Annotated in this window: 16 protein-coding genes; 15 read left to right on the top strand and 1 reads right to left on the bottom strand. The window is 66.7% G+C overall.

Going from position 1 to position 19,093, the window contains the following annotated elements; genetic code table 11:
- Positions 1-224: 224 nt before the first annotated feature.
- From LJE69_RS04650 to pap, 14 genes are all read left to right on the top strand, one after another.
- Positions 225-2,150 carry a proton-conducting transporter membrane subunit gene (locus tag LJE69_RS04650; protein ID WP_296921982.1) on the top strand — a complete coding sequence of 642 codons (1,926 nt, stop codon included), beginning with the start codon at positions 225-227 and terminating at the stop codon, positions 2,148-2,150.
- Positions 2,151-2,189: 39 nt separating this feature from the next.
- A complete protein-coding gene (locus tag LJE69_RS04645) occupies positions 2,190-2,426 on the top strand; it encodes a DUF4160 domain-containing protein (protein WP_296921980.1) in 237 nt (78 codons plus the stop codon).
- Positions 2,410-2,694, top strand: coding sequence for a DUF2442 domain-containing protein (locus LJE69_RS04640; protein WP_296921978.1), 285 nt, complete (start codon positions 2,410-2,412; stop codon positions 2,692-2,694). Before LJE69_RS04645 ends, LJE69_RS04640 begins: the two co-directional genes overlap by 17 nt.
- An 84-nt stretch (positions 2,695-2,778) precedes the next feature.
- Complete coding sequence (locus tag LJE69_RS04635; protein ID WP_296921976.1) at positions 2,779-3,678, top strand: NADH-quinone oxidoreductase subunit H; 900 nt, start codon at positions 2,779-2,781, stop codon at positions 3,676-3,678.
- 52 nt (positions 3,679-3,730) lie between these two features.
- Positions 3,731-3,904, top strand: coding sequence for a type II toxin-antitoxin system HicB family antitoxin (locus LJE69_RS04630; protein ID WP_296921974.1), 174 nt, complete (start codon positions 3,731-3,733; stop codon positions 3,902-3,904).
- A 9-nt stretch (positions 3,905-3,913) separates the two neighbouring features.
- Positions 3,914-4,666, top strand: coding sequence for an NADH-quinone oxidoreductase subunit NuoB (locus LJE69_RS04625; protein WP_296921972.1), 753 nt, complete (start codon positions 3,914-3,916; stop codon positions 4,664-4,666).
- 489 nt (positions 4,667-5,155) lie between these two features.
- Positions 5,156-5,587 (top strand): GxxExxY protein, encoded by a 432-nt coding sequence (locus LJE69_RS04620; RefSeq protein WP_296921970.1) that lies wholly within the window; start codon positions 5,156-5,158, stop codon positions 5,585-5,587.
- 233 nt (positions 5,588-5,820) lie between these two features.
- Positions 5,821-6,393 (top strand): NADH-quinone oxidoreductase subunit C, encoded by a 573-nt coding sequence (locus LJE69_RS04615; protein ID WP_296921968.1) that lies wholly within the window; start codon positions 5,821-5,823, stop codon positions 6,391-6,393.
- Between the two features lie 92 nt (positions 6,394-6,485).
- Positions 6,486-7,628, top strand: a complete 1,143-nt coding sequence (locus LJE69_RS04610; protein WP_296921967.1) for an NADH-quinone oxidoreductase subunit D — start codon at positions 6,486-6,488, stop codon at positions 7,626-7,628.
- The gene (locus LJE69_RS04605; protein ID WP_296921965.1) at positions 7,628-9,532 is read left to right on the top strand and encodes an FAD-dependent oxidoreductase; all 1,905 of its coding nucleotides are present in this window, start codon (positions 7,628-7,630) and stop codon (positions 9,530-9,532) included. The genes LJE69_RS04610 and LJE69_RS04605 overlap by 1 nt, the downstream gene beginning before the upstream one ends.
- The gene (locus LJE69_RS04600; protein ID WP_296921963.1) at positions 9,529-10,041 is read left to right on the top strand and encodes a ferritin family protein; all 513 of its coding nucleotides are present in this window, start codon (positions 9,529-9,531) and stop codon (positions 10,039-10,041) included. Before LJE69_RS04605 ends, LJE69_RS04600 begins: the two co-directional genes overlap by 4 nt.
- 450 nt (positions 10,042-10,491) lie before the next feature.
- A complete protein-coding gene (locus tag LJE69_RS04595) occupies positions 10,492-13,854 on the top strand; it encodes a PAS domain S-box protein (protein WP_296921961.1) in 3,363 nt (1,120 codons plus the stop codon).
- A gap of 103 nt (positions 13,855-13,957) precedes the next feature.
- Positions 13,958-15,103 (top strand): aminotransferase class V-fold PLP-dependent enzyme, encoded by a 1,146-nt coding sequence (locus LJE69_RS04590; protein ID WP_296921959.1) that lies wholly within the window; start codon positions 13,958-13,960, stop codon positions 15,101-15,103.
- Between the two features lie 220 nt (positions 15,104-15,323).
- The gene (gene pap, locus LJE69_RS04585; protein WP_296921957.1) at positions 15,324-16,889 is read left to right on the top strand and encodes a polyphosphate:AMP phosphotransferase; all 1,566 of its coding nucleotides are present in this window, start codon (positions 15,324-15,326) and stop codon (positions 16,887-16,889) included.
- Between the two features lie 37 nt (positions 16,890-16,926).
- Here the strand turns inward: pap and LJE69_RS04580 are convergent, their stop codons facing one another.
- Positions 16,927-17,523, bottom strand: a complete 597-nt coding sequence (locus LJE69_RS04580; RefSeq protein ID WP_296921955.1) for a hypothetical protein — start codon at positions 17,521-17,523, stop codon at positions 16,927-16,929.
- A 742-nt stretch (positions 17,524-18,265) separates the two neighbouring features.
- Here LJE69_RS04580 and LJE69_RS04575 point away from each other — a divergent pair.
- A complete protein-coding gene (locus tag LJE69_RS04575) occupies positions 18,266-19,039 on the top strand; it encodes a hypothetical protein (RefSeq protein WP_296921953.1) in 774 nt (257 codons plus the stop codon).
- Positions 19,040-19,093 lie beyond the last annotated feature (54 nt).

The following is a 19,093-nucleotide window of genomic DNA, read 5'->3' as shown; positions in this document are numbered from 1 at the left end:
GCCGGCACACTGGGAGCGCCGGCATCTTGCCGGCACACCGGGAGCGCCGGCGTCTCGCCGGCACACCGGGAGCGCCGGCATCTTGCCGGCACACCGGGAGCGCCGGCGTCTCGCCGGCACACCGGGAGCGCCGGCGTCTCGCCGGCACACTGGGAGCATCGGCGTCTCGCCGACAACATAACTGAACGCATCTACGAGTCGAAGCGCCCCGGAGAACCACAGCGATGCAGTTGCCCGCCCTGCCCCTTCCGGTCCTGCCGACGCTGTCGCCGCCAGTCGGTCTGACACCACTGGACCTGCTGTTCGCGGCCGCCGCCGCGACGCTGCTGTTGGCGCTGTTGCTCGGCCGCTGGCGCATCGCCGGTCCGCTGCTGGTGATCGGCTACGCGATGCAGTTCTGGCTGCTGCTGCAAACCGGCACGCTGCACGGCGCGCCCATGACCGCGGCCACCAGCTTCGAAATCCTGGGCCACGCGCTCACCTGGCGCTATGACGCGCTGTCCTGGTTCTTCGCCATGATCACCATCGGCGCGGGCTTCGTCACCGCCTGGTACGCGGGTGGCGGCTGGCAGGGGCTCTACCGCAGCGAGGGGCACAGCCCGCGGCTGTTCCACGTCGCGCTGGCGGCCAACGTCTTCTCGATGCTGCTGCTGGTGGGCAGCGGCGACTTCCTGTCGCTGTTCATCGGCTGGGAGCTGGTGAGCTGGGCGAGCTTTTTCCTGATGGCCATCGCCGGCGGCGTCGCCGCGCGGGCGGCCCTGCGCTACGTGACCTATGCCTTCGCCGGCGCCATGGCCGTGCTGGGGGCGCTGGTGCTGATCTACAGCGTCACCGGGTCGTTCTCGTATGCGGACTTCGTCGCCGCCGTGCCCGGCATGACCAACGGCCAGCTCTGGGTGCTGGTGGCGCTGCTGGTGGGCGGCTTCGGCGTCAAGCTAGGGCTGATCCCGTTTCATCTCTGGCAGGCGCCGGCCTATGCCGAGACACCGGGGCCGGGCTCCGCCTTCTTCGGCGCCATTTCGGCGCGCATGGGGCTTTATGCCATCACGGTCGTGTTCGTGGCCATGGTGGGCATCGGCCGGCTGGTGCAGATGGAGATCCCCTACACCTTCATCAGCGCACGGGAGCTGTTGTGCTGGATCGCGGCGCTGACCATCATCTTTCCCACCTACACGGCGTTACAGCAGCATGACGCGCGCTACCTGCTGGCCTGGCACGGCATCGGCCAGGGCGGCTACATGCTGCTGGGGCTCTTGGTGGGCACCGCCAACGGCTCCGCCGGTGGCTTGCTGCACGTGTTCAATTACGCCATCACCCAGGCGGCGCTGCTGATGACCGTCTTCGCGGTGATGTACCGCACCGGCACGGCGGACCTGAACAAGATGGGCGGGCTCTTCACGCGCATGCCCATCTCCTTCGCGGTGCTGCTGATCGGCATCATCAGCCTGGCGGGATTGCCGCCCATGGCGGGCTTCGTGTCCAAATGGATGGTGTACCGGGCGCTCATCGCGCAGCAGATGCCCTTCCTGTTCGTCGCCGCGGTGATCGGTACGCTCGGCACCATCCTGTCAGTCTATAAGCTGATCCACAACATGTTCTTGGGCCAGCTCCGGGTAGAGCACCAGGACGTGCGCGAGGCGCCGGTGAGCATGCTCGCGCCGATGCTGGGCCTATCCACGGTGATCTTCCTGGCCGGCGTCTTCCCCGGCCCGGCGCTGAGCTGGGTGGCCGAGGTACAGCGCGCCCTGGATCTGGACGTAGTCCACTATACCCTCGGCGGCATCCAGAGCCCGCAGGGCAGCATCGACATGGTCTGGCTGGTGGGCGTGCTCTTCGGCGGCTTCGGCGTCGGCGCGCTGGTGTTCTACGGGCTCGGCGGCAAGTCCCGGCAGGTGCACCAGCTCGACAACTACGCCGGCGGGCATTTTCTGACCGCCGACGTGCGCTATCACTACAGCGACAACTTCTACGCCGGGCTGATGCACCTCATCGGCGGCTGGTACAAGGGCGGCTTCCGGTGGCTGGAGGGGACCATCGCCTCCAGCGTGGAGCTCTTGTCCTTCGCCACCGGCGGGGTATATCGGTACGTGCAGCCGACGTTGTACGTGCTGGTGGTGGCGGTGGTGATGTTGGCGTGGGTAATGCTTTGACACCGAGATACCGCCGCCAAGGTTCAGCACCAGATCACAATGCCAACGATTCGAGTTGCTCCGGGGCCGCACCGATTCTTCTTCTACAGTTTTGATTGCAACGAGCCACCCCATGTCCACGTCCAGCGTGAACGACGCCTATGCAAGTTCTGGCTCGAACCGGTTAGTCTGGCCAAGAACACAGGCTTTACGGCCAAAGAGCTGAATGCGCTGCGGCGGATCATCCTGGACAACCGGACGAGTATTCAAGAGGCTTGGCATGAGCACTGCGGCTGACTACGCGGAACCGCGTCTTAAGCAACTGCGCGTCACCGATGACGAGATCATTGCCGATCTGACCGACGGCCGCACCGTCAGTGTCCCACTGGTGTGGTCGTGGCGCTTGTCGGAGGCGACCGTCGAGGAACGCCAGCACTTCGAGATCCTGGGTGATGGGCAGGGGGCACACTGGCCCGCAGTCGACGAAGACATCAGCGTTGCGGGCATGCTGGCCGGTACCCCCGCACGCCGCCTCAACAAGTCACCCAATCAGAATGCTGCTTGACGCCGAGGCAGTCGAAACCTTTCTGTGTCGCCGACGGACGAACAAACGTCCCCGAAGCGAAACGGGCATTACGAGGCCGCTTTGATGCACTGGCAAGAACTCCTGATCGAACTGACGCTGATGCCCCTGGTGGCCTTCATCGTCGGTATGGGCATGGTGCTGATGCTGCGCAAGATCGGCGCGAAGCTTCAGCGCCGGGTCGGGCCGCCGTTCTTTCAGCCCCTGTACGACATCGTCAAGCTGCATGCCAAGCAGACGCAGGTCTCGCACGGGCTGGTTCACGAGATCGGCATCGTCATGGCCATCGGCGGCTACGTGGCGGCGGAGACGCTGCTGCCGGTGCCGGGCATGAACGGCATCGCCGAGAAGGGCGGGCTCATCGCGCTGTTGTACATGACCATGATCCCGTCGCTGGGGCTTGCGCTGGGCGTCGGCCAGTGCGCGAACCCGAACGGCTCCATCGGCATCTCCCGGGCGCTAACGGCGATGCTCGCCTACGACATCCCCTTCGTCATCGTCGCCTTCGGCGTCGCCTTCGTCTACGGCACCACCAACCTGGTGGACATCATCGCGGCGCAGCAGGCCGGTGGCATCACCACCTGGGGCATCGTGCAAAACCCGCTGCTGGCGCTGGCCGGGCTCATTGCGCTGCAGGGCATGATGGGCAAGCAGCCGTTCGAGATCTACATCGCGCCGGCGGAGATCGCCACCGGCCCCATGGTGGAGATGGGCGGCAAGTTCCTCGGCGGCCTGTTCGTGATGCAGTGCTTCCAGCTCTACACCGCGGGCGTGCTCTACACGACATTGTTCCTCGGCGGCGGCGAGAACTGGGCGACCTTCCTGGTGAAGATCTTCGCCGTGGTGGCCATCCCGATGTCCATCGCTTATCTCTTCCCGCGCTACCGCACCGAGGACATGATTCGGCTACTGTGGACCTGGCCCACGATGATCGGGCTCTTGGGATTGGCGTTCCTAATGGCTTAAGGGGAACAGTTCCGAAACTTCGCAAACGTTCGCCCCACTCCGTGGAGGCAATATGCACTATACAGTCGAAACAGAGCGCGAGGAGGACGGCCGCTGGATCGCCGAGATCGACGCGATCCCGGGAGCCCTGTGTTACGGGGCCAGCCACGACGAGGCAATCGCCAGGGTAGAGGCCCTAGCGCTCCGAGTCCTGGCAGAGCGCATCGAGCCGATCACGATCACGTGAGGCCCAAGAATGACCGACCGGAAACAGATTACCCAACAACAGTCCGCGCGCCCCGGCGACTCGTTGCCCGTCAAGCCCGGCAAGCGCACCAACCCGCTGGCGCATGTCTTCGACGAGCTCATCGACTTCGCGCGCTCGCGCTCGCTGTTCATGCTGCACTACTGCACCGGCTGCGGCGCGGTGGAGCTGCCGCCGGCGATGACCTCGCGCTTCGACATGGAGCGGCTCGGCATCCAGCCCATGGTGACGCCGCGGCAGGCGGATATCCTGCTGGTGACGGGCTATGTGTCGGTGAAGACCTTGAAGCGCGTCATCCTCACGTATGAGCAGATGCCGGCGCCCAAGTACGTGATCGGCATTTGCTCCTGCACCGTCAACGGCGGCATGTACTGGCAGAGCTACGCGACGGCCAAGAAGCTGAACGACTACTTGCCGGTGGACGTGTACATCGCCGGCTGCATGCCGCGTCCGGAAGCGGTCATCGCCGGCATGCGGCACCTGATGGAGACCATCAAGAACGGCGAGGCCAACGCCTGGCAGGACTACTACCGCCGCTACGATCATTACCTGGGTAACCAGCAGCGGCTGTTCGGCCAGACCTGGCAGACGCCGACCGACGTGATTGCCGAGGCCAAGTACTACGGCCAGATTGGGCCGGAGACCCGCGGCGCGCACACGGCAATGCTGGAGAAACACCAGAAGCCGCTCGAGGCACTCGATCTCCAGTTGTCGATTTCGGAGTTGGAACACCGGCGGTCGTAGCTCGGCTCGGGGTGAAGACGCGAAGCGAAGTTGCGTTTCCGCGGGGGAAGAGGGGCACGCGGAGATGCGAAGGGGAGAGGCACTGCCGCGGAAGAAGAGGGCACGCGAAGCCGCGAAGACGCGAAGGGGAAGACGCGAACGGGTGATGTGGGGTGCGTGACGAGTCGGGGGGAAAGACACGAAGGGAAGAGGCGCTGCCGCGGAAGAAGAGGGCACGCGAAGCCGCGAAGACGCGAAGGGGAAGACGCGAACGGGTGATGTGGGGTGCGTGACGAGTCGGGGGGAAAGACACGAAGGGGAGAGGCGCTGCCGCGGAAGAAGAGGGCACGCGAAGCCGCGAAGACGCGAAGGGGAAGACGCGAACGGGTGATGCGGGGTGCGTGCCGACTGGTGGGTAGAGACGCGAAAGGAAGAGGCGTTGCCGCGGAAGATGAGGGGCACGCGAAGACGCGAAGGGAAGATGGCAAGCGATGAGAAAGGTGGAGTTGAATGGACGTCGAAGAGGTATCTTCAGTTGTCGTGGATGCGGCGTTTCGGCTTCATCGGGATCTGGGGCCGGGGTTGTTGGAGTCGGTTTATGAGGCCGTGCTGGCTCGCATGCTGGAAAGGCGGGGGTTCAGAGTGCGTCGCCAGAAGAAGGTATCGTTTGATTTTGATGGCATGCATTTCGACGAGGGACTGCGCGTTGATCTGCTGATCGCGGAATGCCTGGTGGTAGAGCTCAAGTCGGTCGAGGCCCTGACGCCACTGCACATGAAGCAACTCCTGACATACTTGCGTTTGATGAACCTCCCACTGGGTTTCGTCATCAATTTCGGTGCGGCGACTTTCAAGGAGGGCGTGCGTCGAGTTGTCAACAATCATCACGACCTAGCATCTTCGCCGCTTCGTGTGAACCAAGCATCAAAGGCCGAGCCATGACTCTCTCCCCTTCGCGCCTTCCCCCTTCGCGTTTTCGCGTCTTCGCGTCTTCGCGGCTTCGCGTGCCGCTCTATCTTCTGCGGCACGGCTTCTCCCCTTCGCGTCTCCCGTTCGCGTCTTACTCCTTCGCGTCTTCGCGGCTGCGCGTGCCCCTCTGCACATGCGCGTCTTAGCGTAAGCCAACAATCCGCGTCCCGGCACCTCCGCATAAATCCAGCAACGAAGGCCAAGACATGACCGAAGGCAAAGAGCTCACCACCTGGCTCGACAAGGTACTGACCGAGATCGAGGGCATCGAGATCCGGCGCAAGTCGAGCCGCCGGCTGCGGGTGGACGTGGCGGCGGACGCCCTGCCCGCCCTGCTGGAGCTGCTGCGCGGTCGCGCGTCCTACGTGCACCTGTCGGCCATCAGTTGCGTGGACTGGCTGGACGACGGCGAGTTCGAGCTGGTCTACCACGTCTGGTCCTACGAGATGCAGTCGCTGGTCTCGGCCCACACCCGCATCCCGCGGGAACCCGGCATCTACATCTCCGTCTACGACATCTATACGCCGGCGGCCTTCTTCGAGCGCGATATCCACGAGATGTACGGCGTTTTCTTCGAGGGCAGCCCGGACATGTCCAAGTTCATCCTGACCGAGTGGGACGGCCCGCCGCCGATGCGCAAGGACTTCGACTCCGAGGCCTGGGTCAACGACCACTTCGACTGGCAGAACTACAACCCCGAGTGGCTGCAGGAGATCATCGCCCAAGGCGGCGGCATCGCGGTTCGCCCGGACGAGCAGCGCTTCAGTCGCAAACAATGAGGAGCTAGGGACTAGCTGCCAGGGGCCAGGAAGAGCTCCGCACCAGCGCGTCGCCCCTAGCCCCTAGCCCTAGCTCCTAGGAACTCATTCTGATGAGACCCGAGAATTACGAAGCCCGGCGCCAGCCGCCGAGCCACGAGTACGAGCTGAACATCGGCCCGAACCACCCCGGAATCGAGGGCAATTACGCCTTCAAGCTCCGGCTGCACGGCGACGAGGTCATCGAGGGCCGCGCCGACGCCGGCTACCTGCACCGGGGCTTCGAGAAGCTGATGGAGGGCCGGCTCTGGATTCAGAACCTGGCCATCACGCCGCGCATCTGCGTGCCGGACCCGGTGCCGATGGAGATCAGCTACTGCCTGGCGGTCGAGGACCTGTGCGGGCTCGAGGTGCCGGAGCGGGCCAAGTGGCTGCGGGTGATGCAGGCGGAGCTCTCGCGGCTCGCCGCGCATCTCTTCACCTTCGGCGGCCACGCGGCCACCACGGGCATGTACACGCCCATGTTCTGGGGCATCGCCGACCGCGATCTGATCCTGGACCTGTTCGAGGAGCTCTGCGGCGGGCGCGTCTACCACATCTACAACATCCCCGGCGGCGTGCGCCGGGACATGCCGCCGGGCTTCATCGAACGGGTGTCCAACACGCTCGACTACCTGGAGTCGCGCCTGCCGGACTACGACGACCTGATGTTCAAGAACCGGGTATTCGTCAAGCGCGCCCGCGGCATCGGCGTCATCAGCCAGAAGCATGCGCTGGACTGGGCCGTGACGGGGCCGAACCTGCGGGCGACGGGGCTGGCCTTCGACGTGCGCCGGGACGATCCCTACCTGGTCTACGACCAGATCGACTTCGACGTCGTCACCGAGGACGCCGGCGATGCCTGGGCGCGCGCCCTGGTACGGCGCAAGGAGCTGTTCCAGAGCATCCGGATCATCCGCCAGGTGCTGGCGAAGCTGCCGGAGATCCCGGGCCCAATCCGCTGCCCGATCCCAAACCCGCTGGCCTGGAACGTGCCCGCCGGATCGACTTACGTGCGCATGGAATCCTCCAAGGGCGAGCTCGCCTGGTACGTGGTCTCCAACGGCGGCGAGAAGCCCTACCGCACCCACGTGCGCGGGCCGTCGCAGATGCACGCGGTGCAAGTGCTGGAGAAGCTCGCCGTCGGCTGCCGCATCGAGGACGTCGCGCAGATCATGTTCTCCCTGGACGCCTGCCCGCCGGAGGTGGATCGCTGATGAGTGCCATCGACCATGACGTGTCCGGCAAGTTGCCGCGGGGACGCCACACCCACGGCGACGAGCCCGACATGAACGCAATCGACCACAAGGCCACTGGCGGCATTCTGTCCCCGCTGAAGGGCCTCCAGTTCTTCGGCCGCAAGCCCGTCACCCAGCCACTGGAGCCGCGCCCGGCGTCCGCCAACTACCGTGGCTTTCATCTCAACGACTGGCAACTCTGCATCGGCTGCAGCACCTGCCAGAAGGTCTGCGACAACGCCGCCATCACCATGGTCGAGATCCCGGGCCTGCCCGAGGACGCGGCCAAGGGCGTGCGCAATCTCAGGCCCGCCATCGACTACGGCCGCTGCTGCTGGTGCGCCCTGTGCGTGGATCTCTGCCCCACCGGGTCGATTTCACTCTCACGCGAGTACGTGCACACCTGCACCGATCCCGAGATCGACAGCTACTTCGTGCTGCCGGACGCGAACGGCATCCACGGCGTCGCCTACGACAAGGGCTGGGCCAAGTCCGAGCAGAGCGACCTGGTGGCGCTTCAGCGCACCGAGATGCCGGAGATGGCGCCCGAGGCACGCATCGCCAATTTCGACGAGATCGTCGAAGGTTACGACAAGAACCAGGGCATCATCGAGGCCTCCCGCTGCGTGCAATGCGGCATGTGCCACGACGCCTGTCCGACCCACATGAACGCGCCGGAATACATCCGCGCCATCTGGCAGGACGACATCGAAGAGGCCGTGCGCCAGATCTATCGCACCAACCCCTTCGCGCACACCTGCGGGCGGGTCTGCACCCACCGCTGCGAGACCGCCTGCTCCGTCGGCCACCGCGGCGCGCCCATCGCCATCCGCTGGCTCAAGCGCTTCGCGATGGACCAGCTCGATCACGAGCGCGTGAAGGAGATCGCCGCCGAGGGCAAGGCCGCGTACCCGAGCGGCAAGCGCGTCGCCATCATCGGCGCCGGCCCCGCCGGGCTCACGGCGGCCTATGACCTCGCCAAGCAGGGCCATGCCGTGAAGGTCTTCGAGGCCATGGGCGCCGCCGGCGGCATGACCCGCTACGGCATCCCCTACTACCGGCTGCCGGCGGACAAGCTCGATCAGGACGTGGACGTCATCACGTCCCTGGGCGTGGAGATTCAGTACGACACCCGGATCGGCAGCGACGTCACCATGGAGCGGCTCCGCGACGACTACGACGCCGTGCTGGTGGCGGTGGGCCTGTGGATGGGCCGCTCCACCCGCGTCAAGGGCGCGGAGGCCGACGGCGTCTACCGGGCCGTGGAACTGCTGCGCAAGGTCGCCGACGGCGAGAGCATCCCCGTTCCAAAGCAGGCCGTGATTATCGGCGGCGGCAACGTCGCCATGGACATCGCCCGCACCCTGGCCCGCCTGCAGAAGCAGCATTACGGCCAAGTGGCCATCACGCTGACAGCGCTCGAAGACCTCGACCACTTCCTCGCCGATCCGGACGAGATCAAGGAGGCCCGCGAGGAAGGTGTCGAGATCCTCGACGCGCGCGGCCCGCAGGAAGTCGTGCTCGACAGCTCGGGCCGCGCCACGGGGCTGCGCACCTGGAAGGTGCTATCCATCTTCGACGAGCAGGGCCGCTTCGCCCCCAAGTACGACGAGACCGACGAGATCATCCACGCCGGCGACATGGTGGTGGAGGCCATCGGCCAGGCCGCCGACGTCAACCTGCTCGGCGAGGCACTGACCGAGGCGCTGGAATGGAACCGCGGCCGCCTCAAGGTGGACGAACAACTGCGCACCTCCGCGGACTGGCTGTGGGCCGCCGGCGACATGGTGCGCGGGCCAGACGTAGTCTCCGCGGTCGCCGACGGGCACCGCGCCGCGGCCAGCATCAACGACCACCTCTCCATTCGGGAGCAAGCCGCATGAGCCCCATGAAAGAAGGCGAGTCAGCCAGCTACCAGAAGATCAAATCCATGACCACGCTGAAGGACGTGCTGGCGGTGGCCACGTCCTTCGAGGCCAGCGCGCGGGACTTCTACACCGGCCTGATCCCCAAGGTCAGCAAGAACTTCCGCTGGCTGGTGGAGGATCTGGCCCGCGAGGAACAGGGCCACTACGACCTTTTCACGAGCCTGGCACAGCGCGACGACATCGAGGGCGCCATCCAGGCCGAGATCGAGCGCCCGGTCACCGACGGCAAATTCGCCGACGCCGTCATGATCCCGGACCTGGGCGACAACCCCGACGACCAGTCCGTGCTGCAATACGCCATGGGCCGCGAGCACCTGGCCATGACCCACTACCGGGCGCTCGCCGACAGCACCGCGGCGGGACCGATCAAAGAGCTGTTCGAATACCTCGCCAACGAGGAGGCCAAACACAAGGAGGAGTTGGAGAAGCTCTACTACGAGACGGTGCACTCGGGCGGGGTTTGAGGCACCGCTCCCTGCGAAGGCAAACACGGCCGACGCCGGGACGCGGATAGATAGGCACGCGACGACGCGAAGGAACAAGGCTGCACGGTCAAGTCACGGATGTGGGCCATGCGCCTCGCGGACTGAGGTTTTGTCTGTCGTCGCGGCGAGGACGCCGCTCCCACAGCAGCGGACGGCCGTAAGGCGTAAGGCCGACGCCCGACTCCCGTCTTCCCCTTCGCGTCATCCCCTTCGCGCCTTCCCCTTCGTGCCTTCGCGTCTCCGCGTGCCCCTTGGCCACACTCGCGTCTTCCCCTTCGCGCCTTCGCGGCTTCGCGTGCCCCTCTTCTCCCACGGCAGCGCCTCTCCCCTTCGCGTCCCCCTCTTCCACGCCCCCGCAACCACAGACAAAGCCCCACCCCACGAGCCGCATGGGCTAGACTCACGCGACGCGACTTCGAGCGCCGCGGTATGCCCGATCACAACGACACAGACAACCCCGACGGTTTCCCTACAGACGCAAAGCCCACGGAGGCATCCGCGCAGCGCTTCGCGGAGCTTTGCTTCGCGCACTCCCTGCACCTGGTGCTGATTGCCCGGGTCAACGGCCGCATCGAGCGCTGCAACCGGGCCTGGCGCGACGTGCTCGGCTGGGAGCCGGACGACCTGGTGGGCAAGTCCTTCCTGGGGTTCGTGCATCCGGACGACCTGGAGCGCACGCGGCACGAGGCGGGACGTCTCGGCGCCGGCCAGGAGACCAAGTATTTCGAGAACCGCTATCGGCACAGCGACGGGCGCTGGCGGACCCTGGCCTGGTCCGCGGTGGCCGATCCGTCTGCGCGGCGCATCTACGCCATCGCCCATGACATCAGCGACCAGCGCGAGGCAACCACCGCGCTGATGCACCAGCGCCAGCAGATGCGCGGCCTCATGGCTGTCTCGCCGGTGGGCGTCTTCCATGCCGGCACCGATGGCCGCATCACGAACGTGAACCGCTGCTGGACCGATATCACCGGACTGAGCGAGCATCAGTCGCGCGGCGACGGCTGGCTTTATGCCGTGCACCCCGATGATCACGCTCGGGTCGCCACGCACTGGCGGCAGGTGGTGGCCGAGCGGGCACCACTGCAGGAGGAGCTGCGTTTTCAGGCCAGCCGAGACCGCGACGTCTGGGTGCTGGCCCGCGTCGAGCCCGAGCGCGGCGTGGACGGGGTGCACACCGGCTTCGTCGGTACCATCACGGACATCACGGACCTCAAGGCGGCACAGGCGGCGCTGCAGCACAGCCGCGAGCATTTCCGGGCCGTGGTGCAGGACACGCCGCTGTTGATCTGCCGCTTCCAGCAGAGCGGCTTAATCAGCTTCGTCAACCGCGCCTATGCGGACTATTTCGGCACCACGGCCGAGGCGCTGGAGGGCACGTCATTCCTCGATGCCATCCCGGAGGCGGAGCAGCGGCAGGTCTGGCGCAACATCCAGGCGCTGAGCCTGGCCGCGCCTCAGTCGACCCATGAGCACCGGGCGCGTACGTCCTCCGGCGAGCTGCGCTGGCAGCGCTGGACCAGCCGGGCGCTGTTCGACGCGGCGGGCGAGTTGCTCGGCTACCAGTCCGTCGGCGAAGACATCACCGAAGGCAAGCGCCAGCGGCATCTGCTGACCCTCGAGGCCCGGCGCGCCGAGGTCCTGCTCGCCCTGCCGCGGCTCGCCGAGGACTGCGACGAGGCGGAATTCCTCCAGCGCGGCCTCGCACTGGCGGAAGACATCACCGGCAGCAGTGTCGGGCACGCCCACCTGGTGATTGGCGATGAGCAGCAGCTCGAAGCCCTGCCCTGCACCAGACACGCGCTCGACGCCCGGCGGGGACCAGCACCCGCCACCCCCGACCTCGAGGCCGCGACCCGGCTCTGGACCGACGCCCTGCACCACCGGGAGCCGGTGGTGGTGAACGACTGCCCGGCCGCGGGGATTGTGGTCCTGCTTGCGGAGGACGCGCCGCTGGTGCGCGCGCTCACCGTGCCGGTGCTGGAGCGGGGCCAGGTCGTGATGCTCATCTGCGTCGGCAACAAGGCTACCGACTACCAGGACATCGACGTGCGGTCCGTGCAGCTCCTGGCCAACGCGCTCTGGCGCATCACCCAGCGCGACCGGGACCTGGCAAGGCTGCGGCTCGCCGAGCGCGTGCTGCACGATACCGCCGAGGGAATCGCCATCACCGACCCGGACGGCAACCTGGTGGCGGTGAATCCGGCCTTCGAGCGCATCACCGGCTACCGCGAGGACGAGGTCCGCGGCAGCAACCTGCGCACGCTGAGCGCCGAACGTGACGAAGCGCGCTTCTACGGCGATCTCTGGGCGGCGCTGAAGACCAACGGGCAGTGGCGCGGCGAGGTCTGGAACCGCCGCAAGAACGGCGAAATCTATCCGCAGTGGCTCAGCATCAGCGCGGTCCACGACGCCCGTCAGCACCTGAGCCACTATGTCGGCGTGCTCAACGACATCTCCGACATCAAGGCGGCGCAGGAGCGCATCGACTACCTCGCCCGGCACGATGCCCTCACCGGGCTGCCGAACCGCGCGTCCTTCCTCAAGCAACTGGAGCAGGCGCTGCAACAGGCCCTCGGTGCCGGCAAGCCGCTGGCGGTGCTGCTCATCGACATCGACCGATTCAACCTGGTCAACGACAGCCTCGGCCACCGCTTCGGCGACCGCATCCTGGTGGCCATCGGCGATCGCCTCCTGGTGCGGCGCGACGTCGGCGACGTGCTGGCGCGCCTGAGCGCGGACGAGTTCGCGCTGCTCAGGTCCAGGCGCGCCGGCGCCAGCGACGCGGCGGAACTGGCGGCGTCGCTGCTGGCCGACCTCAGGCGCCCACTCACGTTGAACGACCAGGAGCTGTTCCTCACCGCCAGCATCGGCATCAGCCTATTCCCGGACGACGCGGACGACGCGGAGCGCCTCGTGCGCTACGCGGACCGTGCCCTGGACGCGGCCAAGGGCTCCGGCCGCAACGGCTTCCGCTTCTTTACCCAGACGCTGAAGGAGGGTGCGCGCAACCGCTTGATCCTGGAAAACGCGCTGCGAGGCGCCGTGGCCCGCGACGAGCTGCGGCTCGCCTTCCAGCCACAGGTCGCGCTGCACAGCGGCGCGCTGGCCGGTGCCGAGGCGCTGGTGCGCTGGCAGCACCCGACCCTGGGCGAGCTGTCACCGGCCGAGTTCATTCCCGTCGCCGAGGAGATCGGCGCCATCGGCGAGATCGGCCTCTGGGCGCTCGATGCCGCCTGCCGGCAGCTCGCTACCTGGGACGCCGCCGGCTTCCACCTGCCGTTGCTGGCCGTCAACCTGTCGGTGCAGCAGTTGGAGCGGCCGGGCTTCGTCGACGAGGTCGCCGACGCCTTGACGCGTCATGACGTGCCCGCCGCCCGATTCGAGCTGGAGGTGACAGAGTCCATGCTCATTCGCGATCCGGACGCGGTGCGCGAGACCCTGCACGCGCTCTCCGCGATCGGCATCCGCATCGCGGTGGACGACTTCGGCACCGGCTATTCCAACCTGGCACTGTTGCGCATGCTGGCGTTGGACCGCATCAAGATCGACCAGAGCCTGGTGCGCGACCTCGGCACCCAGCCGGACGCCGACGCCATCGTGCGCGCCATCGTCGCCATGGCCGCCGGGCTGGAGCTGGAGACCATCGCCGAGGGCATCGAGCACCGCCGCCAGTCCGACTGGCTGACGCGCGAGGGCGTCGCGGTGGGCCAGGGCTATTGGTTCGACCAGCCGCTGGAGCCGGACAAGCTGGCGCGAAAGTATCGACACATCGCCGCAGTCGGGGACTGACAGCGCCGCGGCCGCCACCGGCGGCGGCGTGGCTGGTGCCGACACCGGACTCCCTGGCATCATCCGCAGACCATCGCCGGCGGCCAACGGGGAGCACAGTACCTTGAGCAACCTCTTTCAAGATGAGCTGCGGCTCGACGACGGGCTCATCTACCTGAACCACGCCGCCATCGCCCCCTGGCCCGCGCGCACCGTCGCGGCCGTGCAGGCGCTGGCGACGAGCCTCGGTCGCACGGGCTCGAAGGCCTACCTGGACTGGGTCGCCACCGAGCGCCGGCTGCGCGAGCGCCTGGCCGCGCTCATCGGCGCCGCATCGGCGGACGACATCGCGCTCAGCAAGAGCACGTCGGAGGCACTGTCCTTCGTCGCCGAAGGGTTGGACTGGCAGAGCGGCGACAACGTGGTGGGCATCCGCCAGGAGTTTCCGTCCAACCGCATCGTCTGGGAGGCGCTGGCCGCGCGCGGGGTCGAATACCGGCAACTGGACCTGGACACCAGCACCGACCCGGAGGCAGACCTGCTCGCCCTGTGCGATGACCGCTCCAGGCTCTGCGCCGTGAGCTGGGTGCAGTATGCGAGTGGTCTGCGGCTGGACCTGGCGCGGCTCGGCAGCGAGCTGCGCGAGCGCGGCGTGCTCTTCTGCGTCGACGGCATCCAGGGGCTCGGCGCCCTGCCCTTCGACCTCGCCGAGATCCCGGCGGACTTCATCGCCGCCGACGGCCACAAATGGATGCTGGGGCCGGAGGGACTCGCGCTGTTCTGGGTACGGCCGGCACTGCGGGAGACGCTCAAGCTCACCCAGTACGGCTGGCACATGGTGGAGCACGCCGGCGACTTCGATCGTAAGGACTGGCGCCCGGCGGCGAGCGCGCGGCGCTTCGAGGCCGGCAGCCCCAACATGCTCGGCATCCATGCCCTGGAGGCGAGCCTGTCGCTGCTGCTGGCGGTGGGCCTGGACGCCATCGGCACGGGCATCGCCGAGCGCAGCGCCCGGCTGGTGGAGCTCATCGACCGCCATGGCCTGGAGCTGCTGAGCCCGCGGGCACCCGAGCGGCGCGCCGGCATCGTCACCTTCCGCGTGCCGGGCGTGGACAACCAGGCGCTCTACCGCGCCCTGATGCAGCAGGACGTCATGTGCGCGCACCGCGGCGGCGGGCTTCGCTTCTCGCCACACGCCTACACGCCCATGGAGCAATTGGACCAAGCGCTGGAGCAGGCGCTGGCGGCCGCCCAAGGCGCGCCCCGGTAGGTCGGGCCGCTGTCGTTGTCGTTGTCGAGTATCCGACCACGATTACGACCACGAGCACGAGCACGAGCAGAGACGTCGACCAGGTTCCCGGCCCCGGCCTCCCGGTTGGCGCCCTGCGAAGTTGGCTGAACCGGGGTATTCACGTTGTTTCTGAACCGTTCCCCAATCTACGCGCCCTCCCCAACCCACAGATTCAAGCGCACAGCCGCGAGGAGTCACCATGTTCGAGGCAACCAAGGTAGGCCGCACCGTCAGCAAGGATGAGTTCAAGGCCCAGCGTGACGAGCTGCGCACCGAACTGCTGGAGGCGCAGCGGCGGCTGCGCGCGAGCAACATCCCGGTCATCGTCATCGTCGCGGGCGTGGAGGCCGCCGGCAAAGGCGAAGTCGTGAATCGCCTCAACGAGTGGCTGGACACCCGCGGTGTGCAGACCCACGCCTTCTGGGAGACCAGCGACGAGGAGCGCGAGCGCCCCCGCTACTCGCGCTTCTGGCGCGCCCTGCCGCCACGGGGCGAGATCGCCATCCTGTTCGGCGGCTGGTACCTGGACCCCATCGAGCACCGTTTCCAGGGCCACTGCTCCGACGCGGCGCTGGATGCGGAGCTGGCGCGCATCGTGGACTTCGAGCGCATGCTCACGCAAGACGATGCCCTCATCGTCAAGTTCTGGTTCCACTTGAGTGAGAAGGATCAGAAAAGGCGCCTGAAGGAGCTGTCCCGCGACGACCGCAGCCGCTGGAAGATGCTGCCCGAGAAGTCCAAGTTCTCCGAGCAGTACGCGCTGTTCGAGCACGTCGCCGAGCGGGTGATCCGCCAGAGCGACCGGGGTATCGCGCCCTGGTACCTGGTGGAGGCCGAGGACACCCGCTACCGCGACCTCACCGTCGGCAAGACCCTGCTCCAGGCCATCCATGCGCGCCTGGGCCAGCAGGTGGTCACCGAGCCCGCAACGCCGCCAGATCCGTTGCAGTTGCCCGAGTCCGCCAGCGCACAGATCACCATCCTGGACCAGCTCGACCTCACCAAGTCGCTCACCAAGGAGGAGTACAAGGAGCAGCTCAAACAGCTCCAGCAGGAGGTCAACGACCTTGCCTGGACCGCGTACAAGCAGCGCCGCACCACGGTGCTCGTGTTCGAGGGTGTGGACGCCGGCGGCAAGGGCGGCGCCATCCGCCGCATCACCAGCGCCGTGGACGCGCGGCTCTACCGGACCATCCCGGTGGCGGCACCCACCGACGAGGAGAAGGCCCACCACTACCTCTGGCGCTTCTGGCGGCACATCCCGCGCGCCGGGCACATCATCCTCTATGACCGCTCCTGGTACGGCCGCGTGCTGGTGGAACGCGTGGAAGGCTTCGCCAAGGACGCGGAGTGGCGCCGCGCCTATAGCGAGATCAACGACTTCGAAGAGCAACTCGTCGAGAACGGCGCCATCCTGATGAAGTTCTGGCTCCAGGTGAGCGACGAGGAGCAGCTACGACGTTTCAAGGACCGCGAGGACACCCCCTACAAGCGCTACAAGATCACCGACGAGGACTGGCGCAACCGGGAGAAGTGGCCGCAATACAAGGCCGCCGTCAACGAGATGGTCGCCCGCACCAGCACCGAATACGCCCCCTGGACCCTGGTGGAGGGCGACGACAAGCAGTACGCCCGTATCAAGGTGCTACAGACCGTCTGCGACGGCCTGCGCGAGGCGCTCAAGAAGTGCAACGGCGCCAACGGCACCGGCGTCGTGCGGTGCGGTGACATGCTGCGGGCGGATGATGGCTGCGAAGATGGTTGAGATGGGGCCGAAACGCCGCTAGTGCCGCGGCGTTTCGTCAGCGCTTGCGTAGCCCCGGCCGCATCCAGGGCATCGGTCCCGGCGGCATGGCTCCGGGCGCCGGCGGCGGAAAGCCGAACCGCGGCAGCGTTGGTGGCATCCTGAACCGCGACCCCTGCATCTGCTTCGTCAACGCATGCAGGCGTCGCTGCTGGTGCTGCTTGAAGTGTGCGATCTCCTGCTGCTGGTGCGCATCGAAGCGGCGCTTCTCCTCCTGCTGAAACGCGGCGAACCGCTCCTGGTCCTGTCGCTGCTTCACGCCGAAGCCGCGGCGCTCGCGCTCCTGGTGGGCCAGAAACGCCTCCCAGTCGCGGTCCCACCAGTCCGGCTCCAACTCCGCGAGACCCTCCTCGGCGTCCGGCCCCTGCGCCGTTCGCGCCGCCGCGGTTGGCTGCATGCCCCCTGGGCTCCCCGGTGGCGGAGCGTTGAGGATGTCCCGCACCCGGGCCAGCAGGCCTTCGTCCTCCTCGCCCTGCGGCAATGCCAGCCCGGGTACCGGCTGGCCCGAGTGCGCGCCCTGCCCCACACCTGTCAGCGGCGTGTTCAGAAGCTCGGCCAGCCGATCGAAGAAGCCCCTGTCGTCACTGTCTGTCATGGTTCGACTCCCGGCGCCTTCAGCCGTGCTGGACATTGATGAAGTTTGAACGCCGCATCAGCAGCAGCGCGCCGATGACGAGCCAGACGAGCAGGGACAAAGCGGGCAGCATCTGACGCCTCCAAGAACAACCGAAAGAAAGCCTGGACAGCATGCGGCATGCACGCGTCCAGCGGTAGCGCCGTTCCCCTGAGAGTTGTCCAGTCGGAACCCCGTTCACCGTGTCCTCGACAGACGGGCACGGGCATGGTGGGCCGAGCGTTGACGGGGATGGCAGACGAGGACGCCACAACGCGGCAGGCGCGCCCGGAGGGCTTTGTCATGACCTCGGTCAGACGGCCCGCCGAGGCAACTGCGTCCTCGCCGCGACGAGATGCCGATCGCGCCGAGGACGGCGCTCCCACGGCGACCCGACCTGTAGGATATCTAGCCGTTAGCAGCAACCCCGCGGCTGCCTCGACAGTTACCCCTACCGCACCCAAAGTCTCTCAGTATCGGGGCCATGGCTAACGTGCCTGCAGGACTGCCCCGGTGCTGCAAGCAGCCCACGCGTTCCGTGCATCCCGCCTCGCCCGGCATTACCGAACCGCAACCGCTTTCATTTCTTTACAGTGCTCCCCGCATTGTTGTCCTAATCTTGTGACTTGCGTCACTGTAGGGTCACAGGCTTTCGCTCGGAGTTCAGCGTCGCAGCAAGCAAATCTTTTGCCAAAATGAAAGACCACGCTGGGGATAATGACAAATGAACAACACCAGACGCATCGATGCCCGCCGGTTGGGTGCCCCCACCGCGAATGAGCAACGGGTTGGTGGGTTCCCTCTGCTGAACTATCGCTCCAGTGGCATTGATCTCGTTCACGATATCGATTTCGGGCCAAACGGAATCACCTGGACCCAGGATGCGAACCTGTTCAAGACCCAAGCCCGGCTCGATGTGACTGTCGTTGATCAGCTTATCGCGCTGGTACCGACGATCACCGACGCACAGGGCCTGCATTTTGTCGTTCCGGAGGATTTCGACACCGCCAGTGGCGCCATGACCTGGTGGGGTGCGAGGGCTTGGGCGAAATGGCTGGGCCTCATCGGGTTCGCCGGCGCCGGCGGCTGGCGCCTCTGTTCGGCCATCGGCTGCAACGGCAGCGCGCCGCGCGCCGGTAGCGGCGCGACATGCAGCGAGATCGGACGCTTGCACTACGCCGGTGGCGACGTCGACGCCGGCGATCCCATCACCAGCAACCGTTACCTGACCGGAGCCTTTCCCCGTCTCCAGAACGACCTCTACTGGACTGGCACCGAGTATGCCGCGAACGCCGACGGTGCCTGGCTATTCTCCACAACCGACGGCTTCCAATACTTCGGTGCCAAGCAACATAAACGCTTGGCCTGGGCTGTCCATGAGGGACCCGTCGGCGCCACGCGGCTGACGGACGTGAGCCCGTTGGAGAGACTTCTGTGCCTCACCACCCTCGACACTGCCACCTGCCGACGGCGGCAAATGCAGCAAGCGTCGAGATGACGCTGACGAATCACGGCCCGCGTATGTTACCCGCAACGCCGCAGGCAACTCGAC

Source organism: Thiohalocapsa sp. (genome assembly GCF_022340605.1).
GTDB lineage: Bacteria > Pseudomonadota > Gammaproteobacteria > Chromatiales > Chromatiaceae > Thiohalocapsa.
The sequence above is the reverse complement of the archived record's forward strand: the minus strand, read 5'-3'. Positions and strand labels throughout refer to the sequence as shown.